Annotated in this window: 14 protein-coding genes and 1 pseudogene; all 15 read right to left on the bottom strand. The window is 71.0% G+C overall.

Features of this window, described 5'->3' with window-relative positions:
- Positions 1-1078: M48 family metalloprotease (locus tag AAG801_RS31725; protein WP_341891971.1), on the bottom strand; the 1078-nt coding region annotated here is incomplete at its 3' end.
- The gene (locus tag AAG801_RS31720) at positions 1075-1842 is read right to left on the bottom strand and encodes a hypothetical protein (protein ID WP_341891970.1); all 768 of its coding nucleotides are present in this window, start codon (positions 1840-1842) and stop codon (positions 1075-1077) included. The genes AAG801_RS31725 and AAG801_RS31720, both read right to left, overlap by 4 nt.
- Before the next feature lie 40 nt (positions 1843-1882).
- Complete coding sequence (locus tag AAG801_RS31715; RefSeq protein WP_341891969.1) at positions 1883-3616, bottom strand: patatin-like phospholipase family protein; 1734 nt, start codon at positions 3614-3616, stop codon at positions 1883-1885.
- A 4-nt stretch (positions 3617-3620) separates the two neighbouring features.
- Complete coding sequence (locus AAG801_RS31710) at positions 3621-4289, bottom strand: hypothetical protein (protein WP_341891968.1); 669 nt, start codon at positions 4287-4289, stop codon at positions 3621-3623.
- Between the two features lie 13 nt (positions 4290-4302).
- Positions 4303-5472 carry a tetratricopeptide repeat protein gene (locus AAG801_RS31705; RefSeq protein WP_341891967.1) on the bottom strand — a complete coding sequence of 390 codons (1170 nt, stop codon included), beginning with the start codon at positions 5470-5472 and terminating at the stop codon, positions 4303-4305.
- Positions 5469-6092, bottom strand: a complete 624-nt coding sequence (locus tag AAG801_RS31700) for a hypothetical protein (protein WP_341891966.1) — start codon at positions 6090-6092, stop codon at positions 5469-5471. Before AAG801_RS31700 ends, AAG801_RS31705 begins: the two co-directional genes overlap by 4 nt.
- Complete coding sequence (locus AAG801_RS31695) at positions 6089-6673, bottom strand: RNA polymerase sigma factor (protein WP_341891965.1); 585 nt, start codon at positions 6671-6673, stop codon at positions 6089-6091. The genes AAG801_RS31700 and AAG801_RS31695 overlap by 4 nt, the downstream gene beginning before the upstream one ends.
- Positions 6670-8808, bottom strand: a complete 2139-nt coding sequence (locus tag AAG801_RS31690; protein ID WP_341891964.1) for a caspase family protein — start codon at positions 8806-8808, stop codon at positions 6670-6672. The genes AAG801_RS31695 and AAG801_RS31690 overlap by 4 nt, the downstream gene beginning before the upstream one ends.
- A gap of 27 nt (positions 8809-8835) precedes the next feature.
- On the bottom strand, positions 8836-9525 hold the full coding sequence (locus tag AAG801_RS31685; RefSeq protein WP_341891963.1) for a hypothetical protein: 690 nt from the start codon (positions 9523-9525) through the stop codon (positions 8836-8838).
- A 77-nt stretch (positions 9526-9602) separates the two neighbouring features.
- Positions 9603-10988 (bottom strand): Do family serine endopeptidase, encoded by a 1386-nt coding sequence (locus AAG801_RS31680; protein WP_341891962.1) that lies wholly within the window; start codon positions 10986-10988, stop codon positions 9603-9605.
- Between the two features lie 187 nt (positions 10989-11175).
- Positions 11176-11889 (bottom strand): ABC transporter ATP-binding protein, encoded by a 714-nt coding sequence (locus tag AAG801_RS31675; protein WP_341891961.1) that lies wholly within the window; start codon positions 11887-11889, stop codon positions 11176-11178.
- A gap of 10 nt (positions 11890-11899) precedes the next feature.
- Complete coding sequence (locus AAG801_RS31670; RefSeq protein ID WP_341891960.1) at positions 11900-12676, bottom strand: ABC transporter ATP-binding protein; 777 nt, start codon at positions 12674-12676, stop codon at positions 11900-11902.
- A gap of 10 nt (positions 12677-12686) precedes the next feature.
- Positions 12687-13772 (bottom strand): ABC transporter ATP-binding protein, encoded by a 1086-nt coding sequence (locus AAG801_RS31665; RefSeq protein WP_341891959.1) that lies wholly within the window; start codon positions 13770-13772, stop codon positions 12687-12689.
- An 18-nt stretch (positions 13773-13790) separates the two neighbouring features.
- Entirely contained in the window at positions 13791-14714 is a 924-nt protein-coding gene (locus AAG801_RS31660) for a branched-chain amino acid ABC transporter permease (protein ID WP_341891958.1), read from the bottom strand.
- 256 nt (positions 14715-14970) lie between these two features.
- A pseudogene (locus AAG801_RS31655) lies at positions 14971-15726 on the bottom strand (recombination factor protein RarA); the annotation flags it as partial.

Below are 15726 nucleotides of genomic sequence, written 5' to 3'. Positions count from 1 at the left end.
TGGTCGCGCCGCCGGCGGTGGCCGGCGCCGCCGCCGGCGCATTGCCGGTGAGCGGCGGCGTGCGCGGCCCGCCGCCGGACTTGTTGCGCTGGATCGCCTGCTCGCGCTGCGCCGGGTCGAGCTGCACCGTCATCACGAACTGGCGCTCCTCGTGCGTCGGGTGCGAGGTGTCCCAGGACTCGGGCGCGGTCAGCGGCTTGCGCGCCTCGTAGGCCTTCAGCGCGGCGCGCGCGTCGATGCCTGGCGTGCGCGACAGCAGGTACATGCCGCAGGCATCGCCCTCGAGCTCCTGGTTCTGGTCGAAGCGCTGGAACAGCAGCAGCGTCGAGTTGGCCGTGCCCAGCACGTCCTGCACCGTCTTCACCGGGTTGGTGGCGATGCTGAGCATGCCCTGGATGTCCTTCTTCGCCGCCATCGCGTCGATCAGCTTGAGCTGGATGTCCTTCAGCGCATGGCGCCGCGTCAGGTGCGCGACCTCGTGGGCCAGGCGCAGCGCGATGTCGTTGGCGTTGAGCGAGCGGTCGCGCACCAGGCCGAGGTTGAGGTAGACGTATCCGCCGACACCGATCGACGCGTTCGACTGGTCGCCCTGCACCACCTGCAGCGTGAACTTGTAGGGGTTGTCCTCGGGCAGCGTGCCGACGATCGCGTCCAGCGTCTTGCGGATCTCCTCGAAGCGCTGGCGGTCGCGCGAATTGAGCTTGTCGCTGGCGATGATGGCGCCGTCCTTGACGTACTTCTCGTTCAACCAGCTGCCGACCTGCGTCTCGGCGCTCACCGGCAACCAGACCTTTCGCCGCGCCAGCACGCGCAGCTTGTCGAACAGCTCCTTGTTCTCCTGTGGCGAGATGCCGGAGACGTCCGGCACCTTCTGCAGCAGCACACGCGGGCCGATGATCAGCGCCAGCTCGGCGAGCATGCCCACCGGGCTGGCCGAGTCGTAGAGACGCTCGCAGAGGTAGTCTGCGTCGCTGGTGGCGAGCTTGGAGACCTTCTGGTCGAGGAACTCGCTGCCCTGCTGAGCCCAGGCCAGCGGCATCACACCGCACAGCGCGAGCCAGGCGATCGTGGTCTTCATCGCGGGAACCCCTGCATGACCAGCATGCCGTTGAAGGAAAGCGAGCGCTCCTCGTAGAGCAGTGCCCGGGCGATGGCGCGCGCCGCAGCGTCCAGCCCCGGCGTCGAGTCGATGCGCTGCAGCCCGGCAGCGACGAAGCTCTCGTTGTCCGGATCGGTCAGCGTGAAGCTGCTCGCCAGCACCGGCTTGCCGCCCTGGAGCAACTGGTAGACGTAGCGGCCACCGGGCGACAGGCCCTTGCGGTCGATCTTCACGCCCACGCCGACCGGGCCGCTCTGCACAACCCGCTTGCCCTCGTCGAGCACCTGAAACTGCGCGTCGGCGCCGACCTTCGCCGGCTTGAAGGCCAGGCCGGATGCCGGCACGTGGATCTCCTTGAACGGTGCGTTGAACTCGCGTGCCTGCAGCGTCACCGGATCGAAACGCTTGACCGCCGGGCCGCCGGTGGACACACGCGACACGGAGCGCAGGTTCAAGTCCAGGTCCTCGTAGGACTGCATCGCCTGGCTGGCCTTGGCTGCGACGAAGCGCTCGCCGGCAGCGATCACCGGCATGTGTGTCGCGCCGTCGGTGTCGCTGTAGACCGCGCGCACGCTGCCGGCCTGCACCACCAGCGCATCGCAGGCGCGGCTGAGCATCGGGCCGCTCACCGGCGTGCCGGCCACGTTGGCCTGCGCGCCCTGGGCAGGGATCAGGAAACACGGCGTCTCGGCATGGACCGCGCTGGCCGCGGCCAGCAGGACGAGGGACAGGGTTTGCTTCATCGGGGCTCCCGGAACGAATGACGCATGAGCTTGAAACATGTCAGGGTGCGAGCGGCACGGCCGGATCGCCCGTGTCGACGCAGCGCATGAAGCGGTTGGCGCGCTGCTCGATCGGATCGTCGCTGCGCGGCATGCGGATCGGCTCCATCGCCGGGCCGTCAGGGCCGAGCGGCGCGGCCTCGGCGCGGCAGCGCCCGCCGGTGGCCAGGCCGCGCTCGGCGAACCAGCCGCACACACGGTCGAGCGAGTCCTTGTCCTGCCGCACGGCGATGTGCGCAGCATCGAACAGCGCCTGCTGGATGGTCGGTGCGCTGCACTGCGCGGGGCCGGTGAGGTGGTGGCTGGTCGAGACCTGCTCGATCAGCCGCGCCAGCCGCGCGCGCGCAGCGAACACCGTCTGGTCGGCCGGTGCGTCGAGCGACAGGCGCTCCCAGCGGCCTTCACGCTCGCGCCACGGCACGATGCTCTGCAGGTCGCCGAGCGACACATGCCAGGCCTGGCAGCTCATGCGCTCCGGGCGGATGCGCTGCGAGGCCTCGAAGGCGAGTGTGCCCTCCTCGAGAAAGAGGTCGGCGGTCGCCAAGGGCAGCCCGTCGGCAACGAGGAAGCCGATCTCGAACTCGCCGACGCGGCGGTAGGGCCGCACGCCCTTCTCGACCAGGCCGGGCTGGATCTCGATGTCGAACAGGCCAACCGCGTCGGCGCGGCGGATGCCGACCCGCGCCAGCGTGTCGTCGCGCCGGTTCGACAGCATGCCGTCGATCGCGTCGAGGAAGTTCAGGTCGATCAGCATCGACGCCACGTTGCGCCGGTCCGACTGCAGCGACTCCGACACCGTGGTCGAGGGCACGTGCGAGTCGATCAGGATCATCAGGCAGCCGCGCGGCTTGCGCTTGCCGCGCAGCGCCGCGATGTGCTGCGCGCGCGCCTTCTCGATCAGCGTCTCGACACCGAGGTTGTCGGACACGCCGCCGTCGATCAGGTGCAGGTAGCGCGCCTCGCCGCGCGGCGCCGAGGCGTCCAGCGGATGGCGGCGCAGCGTCACCGAGTTGAAGGCGCCGGGGAAGGCGGCCGACGCCGCCATCGCCCAGGCCAGCGGGTAGGCACCGAGCTCGGAGCCCAGGCGCACGAAGCTCTCCTCGGTGAAGACGAAGCGGCGGCCGCCGTCGGTGCTGTCGGTGGCGTTGAAGTAGATCGCCGGGCGCATCGGGCCGCGCGCGCCGAGGTCGCCGAAACGCACGCGCCGGCCGTCGAAGAGCTTGTCCTCGAAGATCTCGGCCATCGTGTCGCTGCGGTCGCGGTCGGTGAAGGTGGTGGCCAGCGCGTTGACCGGGTTGAGGAGCCGGCCGACCAGCGGCCGCAGCATGTCGGTGCCGACCTTGGCACGGCCGCGCTCGGCCCAGCCGGGCTGGTCGCCGTCGAGCGCAAACAGCGCGGTCGGGATCGAGCCACCGCTGACCGCCGAGATGGCGTCGACGTGTTCGAGGATGCCCAGCGCCTCCAGTTCGGCCAGCGCGGCCATGCCGAAGTTGGCCGAACGGCTGCCGCCGCCGCTGATGGCCACGCCGATGAACAGGTCCTTGTCGGCCTGCCATCGGTCGACCGCGCGCGGCACCGGCTTGCCCGACCGGTGCAGCGCCTCGCCCTGGTTGCGCGCATTGCGGTAGCTCACGCCCTCGACGCCGGTGACGACGGTGCAGCCGGCGCACAGGGCCAGCACGGCCGCCGCGCCGAGGCGGCAGGCCAGTGAACGGGAGTGGACAGGCGCACGCATCGGATCAGTTGTGGAAGTACATCACCTCGACCGCGCGCGGGTTCGGGTTGAGGATCAGGATGGTCGTGTCGCCCGCCTGCTGCGGCAGCCATTCGCACTCGACGTAGCCGCGCTGCTCGCGCTGGGTCGACAGCTCGCACAGCAGTTCCTGGCCCGGGCCGAGCACGCGCAGCGTCACTGAATCGGTCGGGTCGGGGTCGATGCCGAAGCGGGCGCGCTGACCCAGCGTGTAGTTGAGCCTGACTCGAAGCCGGCCGCCACCCAGCACCACCGACGTCCGCACGTCGCCGCCAGCGCGCGAATGGCGCAGCCGCGCGGCGCGCGCATCGGCAATCAGCGCCGCCAGGTCGGCGCGGCCACGCGCCAGGGCCTCGGCGCGGTCGAAGTAGGCATCGGCCAGCGGCTCGCCGGGCTGCTGCGGGTCGCTGCGCGAGCGCGCAGCGCCGGTCTCGGCCATCACGCGTGCCGCGGCGAGCATCGCCAGCGCATCGTCGTTGGCCTGCGCGTAGGCCGCGAGGCGGCGCGCCAGTCGCAACTGCTCGACGAAGTCGGCGCTGTCTGTCGGTGCCGCCCAGGCGCCGGGGCCGGCCAGCGCGGCCACCAGCAGCAGCCCGGCGCGCAGGGCATGCCAGCGCCGCCACGGGCTCGGCTGCAGGGCAATGTGCGTGTTCATTTCGATTCCACGCTCAGGCGCCGAGCGGCTGTGCGCGCGGCGTCGATCCGCGCGGCGCGTCGAGCTGCTCGAGGTGCTGACGCAGCATCGCGGCCAGGCCGCTGCCTTCTTCGCCGGCCTGCGCGATGACCGTCAGCGCGTCTTCATAGCTGCGCCGTGCCAACGCGGTCTGCCCGCGGCGTTCCTGCGACTGGCCGAGGTTGTTCAGCGCCACGGCCAGGTCGAACACGTCGCCGCCGCGGCGTTCGCCGGCCACGGCTTGTTCGAAGGCCTGGGCGGCCTCGTCGCTGCGCCCGCCGCGCAGCAGCAGCGTACCGAGGTGGTTGTGCAGGCGTGCCGCGAGGCGCGCATCGCTGCGTGTCTGTGCCAGTGCCAGCGCTTCGCGGTAGGCCGCCTCGGCCGCCGCAGGTCGGCGCAGCGAGCCCATCAGTTCGCCGAGCCGGGCGAGCGCGAGCGCACGGTGGCGCAAGGCGAGTTCACCGTCGCGCGCATACAGCGCCGCCGCGACGGCCAGCAGCGGTGCCGCCTCGGCACGGCGCTTGGTCGACCACAACTGCTCGGCCAGGTCGCTGGCGAGGCCGCCCAGGCCACTGGGCGGCGCGGCCGGTTGCGCGAGCGCCTCGAAGTGCGCCAGCGCCTCGGCGACGACCGGCGCCGGCCACGCAGCCCCGGGCGTTTCGCGGGACTGCGCGGCCCACAGCGAGAGCAGCGGCTGCACACGCGACAGGGCCGCAGCGTCCGCCGTGGCGGGTTCGACCTGCAACTCGGCCTGCGCGAACGCACAGCCGCCGTCGACGGCATCGGCGCGCTCGGCCCAGCCCGCCATGAAGGCACGGCCGGCAATGGGCCCCGCGGCGCCGACAGGATCGACGCGCCCGAGCATGCGTCGCGCATCCTCGGCCGAGACCAGGGCGAGCGCGCCGTTGCTCGGCACGATGCGCACCGGCTCCATCGCGCCGAGCACCAGCCAGGACGATGGCGCCGCGGCATCGTCCGCTGCGACGGCGATCAGGTGCACCGCGCGCCGGTACGGCGGCGTCGGCTCGTGCGCGCAGCCCGGCCCGGCATGGGCGCGCACCTCCAGCCAGCCCTGCCAGGTCCGCGAGGCTGCGGCCGCCCCCGCATGGCCGAACAGGAAGGTGAGCGCCGCGAACAGCGTCGGGAGGAAGCGTCGTGAGTTCATGGTTTCTGGAAGCGCAGGCGCAGCGTGCCGGCCGGCACCGACGCGGCGGCCAGCGGCGGCGCGGCCTGCTTCAGTGCGGCCTGCACGGCGTCGCGGTTGTTGTCGGTGACATCGAGGTCGACGTAGTAGATCGGCCGCGCGGAATAGATCGAGGCCTCGACCCCGGCGGCGCGCAGCGCCGCGGCGGTGGCCTCGGCACTCGCGCGCGGGTTGCTGGCGGTGGTGCCCAGTTCCTGCAGCGTGCCGCGGTAGCCCGGTGGTTCGCCATAGGGGTCGTCGGGCGGCGGCATGACCATCCACAGTGCGGCCAGCGCGACGGCCGCCGAGGGCAGCGCCCAGCGCAGCGAGCGGCTCCACGACCATCCGGACGCGCCCTTCGCGGGAGCCGGCGCGGCGTCCAGCAAGCCTTCGCGTCGCAGGCGCTCGACCAGCCGGTCGGCATGGAAGTCCTCGCCGCCGGCTTTCGCCGCCGCCTGCTCGCGTGCAGACTCGGCCTGCAGCAGCGTGCGCAGCGACTGCGCGTCGAGGCTGCCGTCACCCTCGCCCTCGCCGCGTTCGCCACGCAGCGCAGCCAGCCAGCGCGCCAGCGACGGGTCGTCCTGCGGATGCGGATCGTTCATGGTCGTTGCCCCAGCAGGTCGAGGCAGGGTTGCAGCAGCGGCCGCAACTTCTTGCGGCACTGCGAGAGGTATTCGAAGGTGGCCCGCTCGGTGCGCTGCAGGTAGCCGGCAACCTCGCGCACGCTCCAGCCGTCGACCACCATGCGGCGCAGCGCTTCGGCACGCTCGGGGTGCTCGCGGCCGAAGCGCGCGAAAGCGTTGCGCACGCAGTCGTCCTCGCCGCCGCCGCTCGGCGCGTCGGCGGCGACGGTGTCCTCCAGCCAGGCCCAGCCGTCGTCGTCGAGCAGCACCTCGGGGCGATGCCGGCGCAGGTGATCCAGCCACTGGTTGCGCAGGATGGCGTAGATCCAGCCGCGCGCCGAGCCGTCGCCGCGGTAGCTGCCGGCCGATGCGGTGAGCTTGACGAAGGCGTCCTGCAGCAGGTCCTCGGCCTCGTCGTCGCCGGCACCGCGGCGGCGCAGCCAGCCGAGCAGCGGCGAGCGGTAGGCGCGCCACAGCGCGCGCACCGCGACTTCGCGGCCTGCGCCGCCGGCGGCGATCGCGGCCAGCCAGCCGGCTTCCGGCGCTGCTTCGTCGCTCATCTCACCACCTGCAGGGTCAGCACGTGCATCGCCGTGCGCGGGGTCGGGCGGCGCACCGCGGCGCCTCGTGTCGTGTGTTCTGCAAAGGCCGCGTCGCGGAAGCCCTGGATCAGTTCGTCGGCGGTGGCCGGGCTCGCGCTGCGCAGCACGGTCAGCGGTGGCTGCGCGAGGAAGGACAGGTCGGTACGCTCGGCCTTGGCCTGCGCCTCGGCGGCGATGGTCAGGATGCGCTCGACGCCGATCGCCTCGTCGGTGATGTCGATGCGCAGCGCATGCTCGTCGCCCGGGCCGAGCCGGTTGTCGACGCCACTGGCGTCCGGCCACAGCGCGGTGATGCCGTAGTTGGCGTCGGTGTAAAGCACCGTCGCATCGACGGCGATGCGGCCGGGGTTGCGCAGCCGCAGTTCGAGCACGTCGCCGGCGCGCAGGCGCGGCACCCGCTCGGCACCGAGCGGCTGCGCACCACCCGGCTTGAGCAGCCACAGGCTCAGCTCCAGCCCGGCGCTGCCGAAGCCGCTGGCCGGCTGCGCCGCAGCCAGGCGCATCAGGTTGGTGGCACGGCCGAGGCGGTGCAGCAGCGCGGCGAGTTCCGCCTCCACGGTCTCGGCAGGCGCTGCCGGGGCGATGCGCAGGCCGAGCGTCGGCGGCGCCGCGCAGTCTCGCTTGTCGTCGCGCTTGCCGTCGCGTGCGCAGTCGGTGCGCAGTTGCTGCGAGGGGGCCAGCACCTGCACGCGGTCGGGCAGCACACGCAGGGTCACGTCGGCGGCGGCACCCGGGGCGAGCCACTCCACCTCCACGCCGGTGGCGGCCGTGCCGGCGGCGCGCAATCGATCCAGCGCCGCACGAGCCGGGCAGTCGCGCGCAGCACAGGCCGCCGCATCGACGGCCACGCGCAGGCGGTAGGCCACGCCGCTCTGCACCAGGCGCGCGTGGGCACCTGGCGGCATGGCGGCCGGGTCGGGTGCGGGCTTGCCGGCCCAGGCCAGCGGCGCGAGCGTGGTACGCGCCGAATCGACACTCTCGGCGCGCACGAAGCCGATCGCCTCCGATGCCGCAGCCAGTGGTCGGGGCACCACAGCGAACACCGTGCCGACCGCGATGTCGGACAGGCGGCCGGCACGCAGCGACAGGCCGTCGTCGCGCTGCAGCGCCCACTGTCGCACCGGCGGCGCGGGCTGGTCGAGCACGGCGCGGTCGAGCGCCGAGCCGCTGAACAGCGGCGTGACGCGCGCCTCGTTCATCGCCGCGTAGTCGCTGAACACCTGCTGCGCGAGCTGCCGGTAGCTCATCGGCCGGCCGGACTCGAGCGCGCGCGCCAGCGTGAAGCTGAACAGCCCGTGCGAGGTGCGACCGGGCTCGCCCAGCGGCAGGCGCATCTCCGGCGCCGCCTGGTCGGTCTGCACGGCATAGAAGAACGCCGAGCCGCCGGTGGCTGCCGCGACCGGCGCTGCGGGCGCTGCAGGCGCGGAGGAACGTGTCGCCGCCTCGTCCAGCGCACGCGCTGGAATGCCGAGATCGCCCGGCGCAACCTGGCGGTAGCGCACCTCGGACGACGTGTCCGCCGCCGAGCGCACCAGCGTCGCCGAATGGCAGGCGTCGAAGATCGCCCAGACGAAGGCGCCCTTGGCGGTCACCGCATCGACGATGCGGCGCAGCTCGTGGTCGACGATCGCGTTGGCCACCGCCACCTTCTCGTTCGCCCAGGGGCCGACGTCGCGCGGCAGGATGATCTCGTTCAGTCCGTCGACCTCCTCGCGCCCCTGCGGCGTGCGCCGGTCGGCCGGTTGCTGGCTGCCGTGGCCGGCGAAGTACAGCACCAGCACGTCGCCGGCGCGGGCGCGCTCGGCGGCCTGCTGCCAGGCGCCGAGGATGGCGGCGCGCGTGGGCAGTTCGGCACCGTCGACGCCGTCGGCCAGCACACGCAGGTCCTGCGCCGCCACGCCGCGCTGCTGCAGCACCGCGCGCAGCCGCTTGACGTCGTTGCGCGGCCCCTCGAGCTGGTAGCGCTTGTCCAGCGTCGGGTACTCCGACACGCCGACCAGCACTGCCAGCACCTTGCCCGCCGCCGGCGCAGACAGCGCCGCACCGAGCAGCAGCGCGGCGGCAGCGTGGCGGACAAGCGAGCGGGCGGTCATGGCAGATGCGGCAGGCGCTGTGCGCGCTCAGTTGGTGACGATGGAGTACTGGTTGGCGATGCCGCGGTTGAGCACGCGGATACGGAACATGCCGGTCCAGCGCGGCGTCCAGGCACACGCCATCTCGTCGCCGGGCGAATCGTCCTTGCAGATCAGGTTGCCGCGCTCGTCATAGACGTAGAGGTCGAGGTCGGAGTCACCGTCGCCGCGTGCATAGACCTTGGCCAGTTCGCCACCGACGAAGCGCAGGTCGTAGTGGTGCCAGGCACGGCTGCCGACCACCTTGTTGCGGCCGACCTGCGGCCCGCGGTCGACACCGCGCGAGCTCGCCTTGGCGACGTCGTCGGCCAGCGCGAGCAGGTCCGGCCGGCCGGCGGCCAGCGCGCGGCCGCGCTCGAGCACGGCGTCGGCGCTCAACGCGTCGTCGCTGCGCTTGGCCGCTTCCTCGGTGCCCTTGGCCACCTTGAGTGCGTCGGCACGCACGCCGGTCTCCTTCAGGATGCGCGCCGCGGTGATCAGCGACAGCGCGTCCTTGTTGGCGTCGCCATAGCGGGCCAGCGCGTGGGCGGTGGCGACCGCCTCGGCCGCCTGCGCACCGGCCGACGGCGCACCGGTCTTGCCGCGGTCGAGGTTGGGCTTCTTGTCCTCGGCGGCATGGGCGCCGGTCAGGCCGAACGCGGCGATCGCCGCGGCGATGAGGGTTTGTCGGATCGACATGAACGCTGCTCCTGGGTTGATCGGCACGACGCCGCAGTGGCATGGACGAGGCCGGTACGCCGACCTCAGGCTGAAACTCAACCAACGACGAAACGCAACTTGCTTTCTCCGCGCAGGATCGAGATCACCTTCTCGCCCGCGCGGCCCATGGCGCGCGCGAACTCGGCCGGCGACGTCACCGGTTCGCGGTTCACGCCGAGGATCAGGTCGCCGGCGCGCAGCCCCACGGCATGGCCGCGCCCGGCCGGGTCGGCCTTGACGACGACCACGCCGCGGGAATCACCGGCGAGTTCGAGCCCAGCGAGATCGGCGCCTGCCGCCGCGGTCGGGCCGCCGGGTGCAGCCGCCCCGGCGCGTGCCGTGGCGGCCGTCACTGCGGCCACCTTGATCGGCACGCGCACCTGCGCAGCGCCGCGGTGGACAAGCAGATCGGCGGTGCTATCCACCGCCATCAGCGCGACGCGGTTGCGCAGGTCGGCGGTGCCACGCACCGTGCGGCCGTTGATGCGCACGACGATGTCGCCGACCTTCAGCCCGGCGCTCTCGGCGGGTGAGCCGGGCTCGATGAGCGAGACGATCGCACCCTCGGTCAGCGGCAGCCTGCGCTCGGCGGCCAGCCGCGGCGTGACGTCGGCCGTCTGCACGCCGATGCGGCCGCGCCGCATCTCGCCGTGGCGCAGCAGTTGCGCAACGACCTCGCGGCTCATGCTGGTCGGCACCGCGAAGCCGATGCCGATGTTGCCGGCCGCCCGGCCCTGGCCACCGCCGCCGCTGAGGATGGCGGTGTTGATGCCGACCAGCCGGCCGTTGAGGTCGACCAGCGCGCCGCCGGAGTTGCCGGGGTTGATCGCCGCGTCGGTCTGGATGTAGTCCTCGTAGCCCTCGGGCGAGATGCCGCGGCCGAGCGCCGAGACGATGCCCGATGTGACGGTCTGGCCGATGCCGAAGGGGTTGCCGATCGCGACCACGAAGTCGCCGACCTGCAATTGATCCGAGTCGCCGATCGGCACCTCGGTGAGGCCGCCGGAAGCGATCTTCAGCAACGCGACGTCGGTCGCCGGGTCGCGGCCGATCAGGCGGGCCTCGAGTTCACGCCGGTCCTTCAGCACGACGACGATGCGCGTCGCCTCCTGGACGACGTGATTGTTGGTGACCACCAGCCCATCGCGCGCATCGATGATCACGCCCGAGCCGGCCGGGCGCACCTCGACCTCGCCGGACGGCGCGCCCCGCGGCGGTGCGTTCTCCTCGAAGAAGCGCTTGAAGAAGGGGTCGGCGAGCAGCGGGTTGGCGCGGCTCGCGCTCTGCCCGATCGAGATGCCGACCACGCCGGGCGTCACGCGTGCCAGCATCGGCGCGAGCGTGGCCACGCCAGCGGGGGCCTGCGCCGCGGCCGCTCCCGCCAGGCAAGCCGCCACCACGAGCGCGCCGCAGCCTTGCACGAGCCCTCCGAACCAGTTCATGCTTCCCCCTGTCGACGCGCGGGGAGGCTCCCCGGCGCGTGTTTCTTTTCGACACGGAAGTTAGCAGAGGCACCCGACCACTGTCACCACGCCAACCCCACCTAGGGGGGCGGCAGCGCAGTTCAGCGACAGCGGCGCCCGCCCCTTTGCCGAGACGGCGCCGGCGCATGGAATTCAGGCCCGCGCGCTACTCGCCGAGGGAGGCCGCGCGCACCTTCGGATCGCTGAGCAGCGCCTTGGCGTCGCCATTCATGGTGATCTCGCCGGAGTCCATCACGTAGCCGCGGTTGGCCAGGCCGAGCGCGCGGCTGGCGTTCTGCTCGACCAGCAGGACGGTGGTGCCACGGCTGTGGATGTCGGCCACCACCTCGAAGATCTTGTCGACCATGATCGGGCTCAGGCCCATCGAAGGTTCGTCGAGCAGCAGCACCTTCGGCTTGGCCATCAGCGCGCGGCCCATCGCCAGCATCTGCTGCTCGCCGCCGGACATCGTGCCGGCGAGCTGGTTGCGGCGCTCCTTCAGGCGCGGGAAGATGGCGAAGACCTTGTCGATGTCCGCCTCGATCTGATCGTCGTTGCGCACGAAGGCGCCCATCTGCAGGTTCTCGGTGATGGTCATGCGCGTGAAGGTGCCGCGCCCTTCCGGCACCATCACCAGGCCCTGCTTGACCAGGTCCCAGGAGCCCTGGCCCTTGATGCTGCGGCCCATGAACTTGATCTCTCCGGCGGCCACCGGCTGCAGCCCGGTGATCGCCTTCAGCGTGGTCGTCTTGCCGGCGCCGTTGGCGCCGATCAGGCTGACCAGCTCACCTTCCTGGACCTCGAACGAAACGCCCTTGACAGCCTGGATGCCGCCGTAGGCCACCTTCAGCCCGCTGACCTCGAGCAACGTGTTTGCCATGTCGTGATCCTCAATGCGCCTTGTGTCCGGCGCCGAGGTAGGCCTCGATCACCTTGTCGTTCTTCTGCACGTCCGCCGGCGTGCCCTCGGCGATCTGCTTGCCGTAGTCGAGCACGGTGACGCGGTCGCACAGGCCCATCACGAGCTTGACGTCGTGTTCGATCAGCAGAATCGTTCTTCCGTCGTTGCGGATGCGGTCGATCAGCTCGCGCAGCACCACCTTCTCGGTGGCGTTCATGCCGGCGGCCGGTTCGTCGAGCGCGATCAGCTTCGGGTCGGTGGCCAGCGCACGGGCGATCTCCAGGCGGCGCTGGTCGCCGTAGCTCAGCGTGCGCGCCTTGAACTCGCTGTACTTGCCGATGCCGACGTAGTCGAGCAGTTCCTGCGCGCGCTGTGCGATCGCCTTCTCCTCGGCCTTGAAGCCGCCGGTGCGGAACACCGCGCCGATCAGGCCCGACTGGCTGCGCACGTGGCGGCCGACCATCACGTTCTCCAGCGCCGTCATCTCGGCGAACAGGCGGATGTTCTGGAAGGTGCGCGCGATGCCCGCCTTCGCGACCTCGTGCACCGCGGTGGGCTTGTACGGTGCGCCGCCGAGCTCGAAGCTGCCCGAGTCGGGCGTGTACAGGCCGGTGATGACGTTGAAGAAGGTGGTCTTGCCGGCGCCGTTCGGGCCGATCAGGCCGTAGACCTGGCCCTTGTGGATGGTGATGCCGACGTCGGAGAGAGCCTGCAGGCCGCCGAAGCGCTTGGAGACACCCGCGACCTTGAGGACGATTTCGCTCATGCCGTTCTCCTCACTTCACCACGTGGGTGGGGGCCGCCTTGCCGTGCTCGGGCGAGGGCCACAGGCCGCGTGGGCGCAGCAGCATGATCACGATCATCGCCACGGCGATCAGCAGCTGGCGCAGGATGGAGGCATCCAGCCGCCCGTCGGTCATCGCCTGCAGCGGGCCGGCGACGTAGCGCAGCACCTCCGGCAGCGCCGCCAGCAGCAGCGCACCGACGATCACGCCGGGAATGTGGCCGATGCCGCCGAGCACCACCATCGCGACGATCATGATCGACTCCTGCAGGCTGAAGGCCTCTGGCGTGATGAACGACTGGTAGCCGGCGAACATCACCCCGGCCACGCCGCCGAAGGTGGCGCCCATGCCGAAGGCGAGCAGCTTCATGTTGCGGGTGTTGATGCCCATCGCCTTGGCGGCGATCTCGTCCTCGCGGATCGCCATCCAGGCGCGGCCGATGCGGCTGCGCTCGAGGCGGTAGCAGATCACCACGCTGATCACCACCAGCGCGAGGAACAGGTAGTAGTAGTTGATCACCGGCGGGATGTCGTAGCCGAAGATCTCGTGCCGCTTGCCGAAGTCGAAGCCGAACAGGTGCATCGAGTCGATCGGGCCGATGCCCTTGGGGCCGTTGGTGATGTTGACCGGATGGTCCAGGTTGTTCAGGAACACGCGGATGATCTCGCCGAAGCCGAGCGTGACGATGGCCAGGTAGTCGCCGCGCAGGCGCAGCGTCGGCGCACCGAGCAGCACGCCGGCCAGGCCGGCGAGCAAGGCGGCTGCGGGGATCACGATCCACAGCGGCGAGTGGATGCCGTTCGGGAACATCGCGGCGATGGCCGGGAAGGTGTCCCACAGGTGCGAACTGGCGAGCAGGCCGAAGATGTAGGCGCCGACCGCGTAGAACGCGACGTAGCCCAGGTCGAGCAGGCCGGCGTAGCCGACCACGATGTTCAGGCCCAGCGCGAGCAGCACGTACAGCAGCGCGATGTCGATGATGCGCACCCAGGCGTTGCCGAACTGCTGCGCGATCAGCGGGAAGATCAGCAGGCCGAGCGCGGCCAGCAGGAAGACGACGAGCTTGTTGCTTTTCATGGTTGGTGCTCCCCGGGGTCAGGCACGGTCTGCCACACGCTCGCCCAGCAGGCCCGAGGGCCGCAGCGTCAGCACGAGGATCAGTACGATGAAGGCGAAGATGTCCTGGTAGTGGCTGCCGAGCACGCCGCCGGTCAGCGCACCGATGTAGCCGGCGCCCAGCGCCTCGATGATGCCCAGCGCCACGCCGCCGACCATCGCCCCGGCGAGGTTGCCGATGCCGCCGAACACGGCCGCGGTGAAGGCCTTCAGCCCGGGCAGGAAGCCCATGGTGTGCGAGGCCGAGCCGTAGTTGGCCGCCCACATCACGCCGGCAATGGCGGCCAGCGCCGCGCCGATGACGAAGGTGGCCGAAATCACCATGTCGGGGCGCACGCCCATCAGGCCGGCCACGCGCGGGTTCTCGGCGGTGGCGCGCATCGCGCGGCCGAGCTTGGTGTAGTTCACCAGGTACATCAGGCCGGCGAGCACCACCGCGGTGGTGACCAGGATGATGATCTGCACCGTGTTGATCACCGCACCGAAGATGTGGATCGGCTCGGTGGGCAGCAGGATCGGGTAGCTCTTGATGGTCGGCTTCCAGATGATCATCGCCAGCGTCTGCAGCAGCAGGCTCATGCCCATGGCGGTGATCAGCGGGGCCAGGCGCGGTGCGTTGCGCAGCGGCCGGTAGGCCACCTTCTCGATGGTGAAGTTCAGCACCGTGCACACCACGATGGCGCAGGCCAGCGAAAGCAGCAGGATGACCCAGCCCGGGAGCCCGGAGTCGGCCAGCGCGCTGACCACCGTCCAGCTGGTGAGCGCCCCCACCATCAACACCTCGCCATGCGCGAAGTTGATAAGGTTGATGATGCCGTAGACCATCGTGTAGCCCAGTGCCACCAGCGCATACATGCTGCCGAGCACCAGACCATTGATGATCTGCTGGATGAAGGTGTCCATCGGGGGAATCTCCTGGCGGAACTGCTTTTATCGATCGGGCCACCTTGTTCGAGACGGTGGCCTCGGCGGGCGGGACGTACGCACCACACCCGGGCGCTTTCACTCTAGTAGCAAAAAGCCCGCCGCACGGTGTGCGTCGGGCCTGGCTTTCACCTAAGGGTTGGGCGTCGGGGGCGCATTCTAGAGGGGGCGCCCTGGGCAGATCGTACGGAGTTTCCGCAGGCATGCACCCCAAACATAAGGTCATGCACGACCTCTACCGACGATTCTTCGCCTCGTCGTTCAAACGACGCAATTCCTCCAACTTCTCGCCGATGCGGATCTCCAGCCCGCGCGGCACCGGCTCGTAGAAGCTCGGCGGCGCCATGCCTTCGGGCCAGTAGTTCTCGCCGGCGGCGAAGCCGCCCGCCTCGTCGTGGGCGTAGCGGTAGTTCTTGCCGTAGTCCAGGCTCTTCATCAGCTTCGTCGGCGCATTGCGCAGGTGCAGCGGCACCGGCCGCGTGCCGTCGGCTGCGATGAAGGCGCGCACCGCCTTGTAGGCCGTGTAGACGGCATTGCTCTTCGGCGCCACGGCAAGGTAGACGACGGCCTGCGCCAGCGTCAGTTCGCCTTCGGGCGAGCCGAGACGCTCGTAGGTTTCGGCGGCATCGAGCGCCATGCGCAGCGCGCGCGGGTCGGCCAGGCCGATGTCCTCGCTGGCCATGCGGATGATGCGGCGCGCCGCATAGCGCGGGTCGACACCGCCATCGAGCATGCGCACGAACCAGTACAGCGCGGCATCGGGGTCGCTGCCGCGCACCGACTTGTGCAGCGCCGAGATGGTGTCGTAGAACTGCTCGCCGCCCTTGTCATAGCGGCGCAGCTGCTCGCCCAGAGACTTCTCGAGCATCGGCTCGTCGATCTCGGCCACCGGGCCGAGCATCGCCACCAGGTTCTCGTAGGCGTTGAGCAGGCGCCGCGCGTCACCGTCGGCATAGCCGATCAGGCGGGTGGCGGCGGCCTTGGCCAGCGG

The sequence above is a fragment of the Variovorax sp. YR752 genome, from assembly GCF_943372545.1.
This window is presented reverse-complemented; position numbering and strand designations above follow the sequence as displayed.

Coding starts and splice junctions, on each gene's coding strand:
- AAG801_RS31720 (WP_341891970.1), bottom strand. CDS start 1,842: ATGAAGCAAACCCTGTCCCTCGTCCTGCTGGCCGCGGCCAGCGCGGTC.
- AAG801_RS31715 (WP_341891969.1), bottom strand. CDS start 3,616: ATGCGTGCGCCTGTCCACTCCCGTTCACTGGCCTGCCGCCTCGGCGCG.
- AAG801_RS31710 (WP_341891968.1), bottom strand. CDS start 4,289: ATGAACACGCACATTGCCCTGCAGCCGAGCCCGTGGCGGCGCTGGCAT.
- AAG801_RS31705 (WP_341891967.1), bottom strand. CDS start 5,472: ATGAACTCACGACGCTTCCTCCCGACGCTGTTCGCGGCGCTCACCTTC.
- AAG801_RS31700 (WP_341891966.1), bottom strand. CDS start 6,092: ATGAACGATCCGCATCCGCAGGACGACCCGTCGCTGGCGCGCTGGCTG.
- AAG801_RS31695 (WP_341891965.1), bottom strand. CDS start 6,673: ATGAGCGACGAAGCAGCGCCGGAAGCCGGCTGGCTGGCCGCGATCGCC.
- AAG801_RS31690 (WP_341891964.1), bottom strand. CDS start 8,808: ATGACCGCCCGCTCGCTTGTCCGCCACGCTGCCGCCGCGCTGCTGCTC.
- AAG801_RS31685 (WP_341891963.1), bottom strand. CDS start 9,525: ATGTCGATCCGACAAACCCTCATCGCCGCGGCGATCGCCGCGTTCGGC.
- AAG801_RS31680 (WP_341891962.1), bottom strand. CDS start 10,988: ATGAACTGGTTCGGAGGGCTCGTGCAAGGCTGCGGCGCGCTCGTGGTG.
- AAG801_RS31675 (WP_341891961.1), bottom strand. CDS start 11,889: ATGGCAAACACGTTGCTCGAGGTCAGCGGGCTGAAGGTGGCCTACGGC.
- AAG801_RS31670 (WP_341891960.1), bottom strand. CDS start 12,676: ATGAGCGAAATCGTCCTCAAGGTCGCGGGTGTCTCCAAGCGCTTCGGC.
- AAG801_RS31665 (WP_341891959.1), bottom strand. CDS start 13,772: ATGAAAAGCAACAAGCTCGTCGTCTTCCTGCTGGCCGCGCTCGGCCTG.
- AAG801_RS31660 (WP_341891958.1), bottom strand. CDS start 14,714: ATGGACACCTTCATCCAGCAGATCATCAATGGTCTGGTGCTCGGCAGC.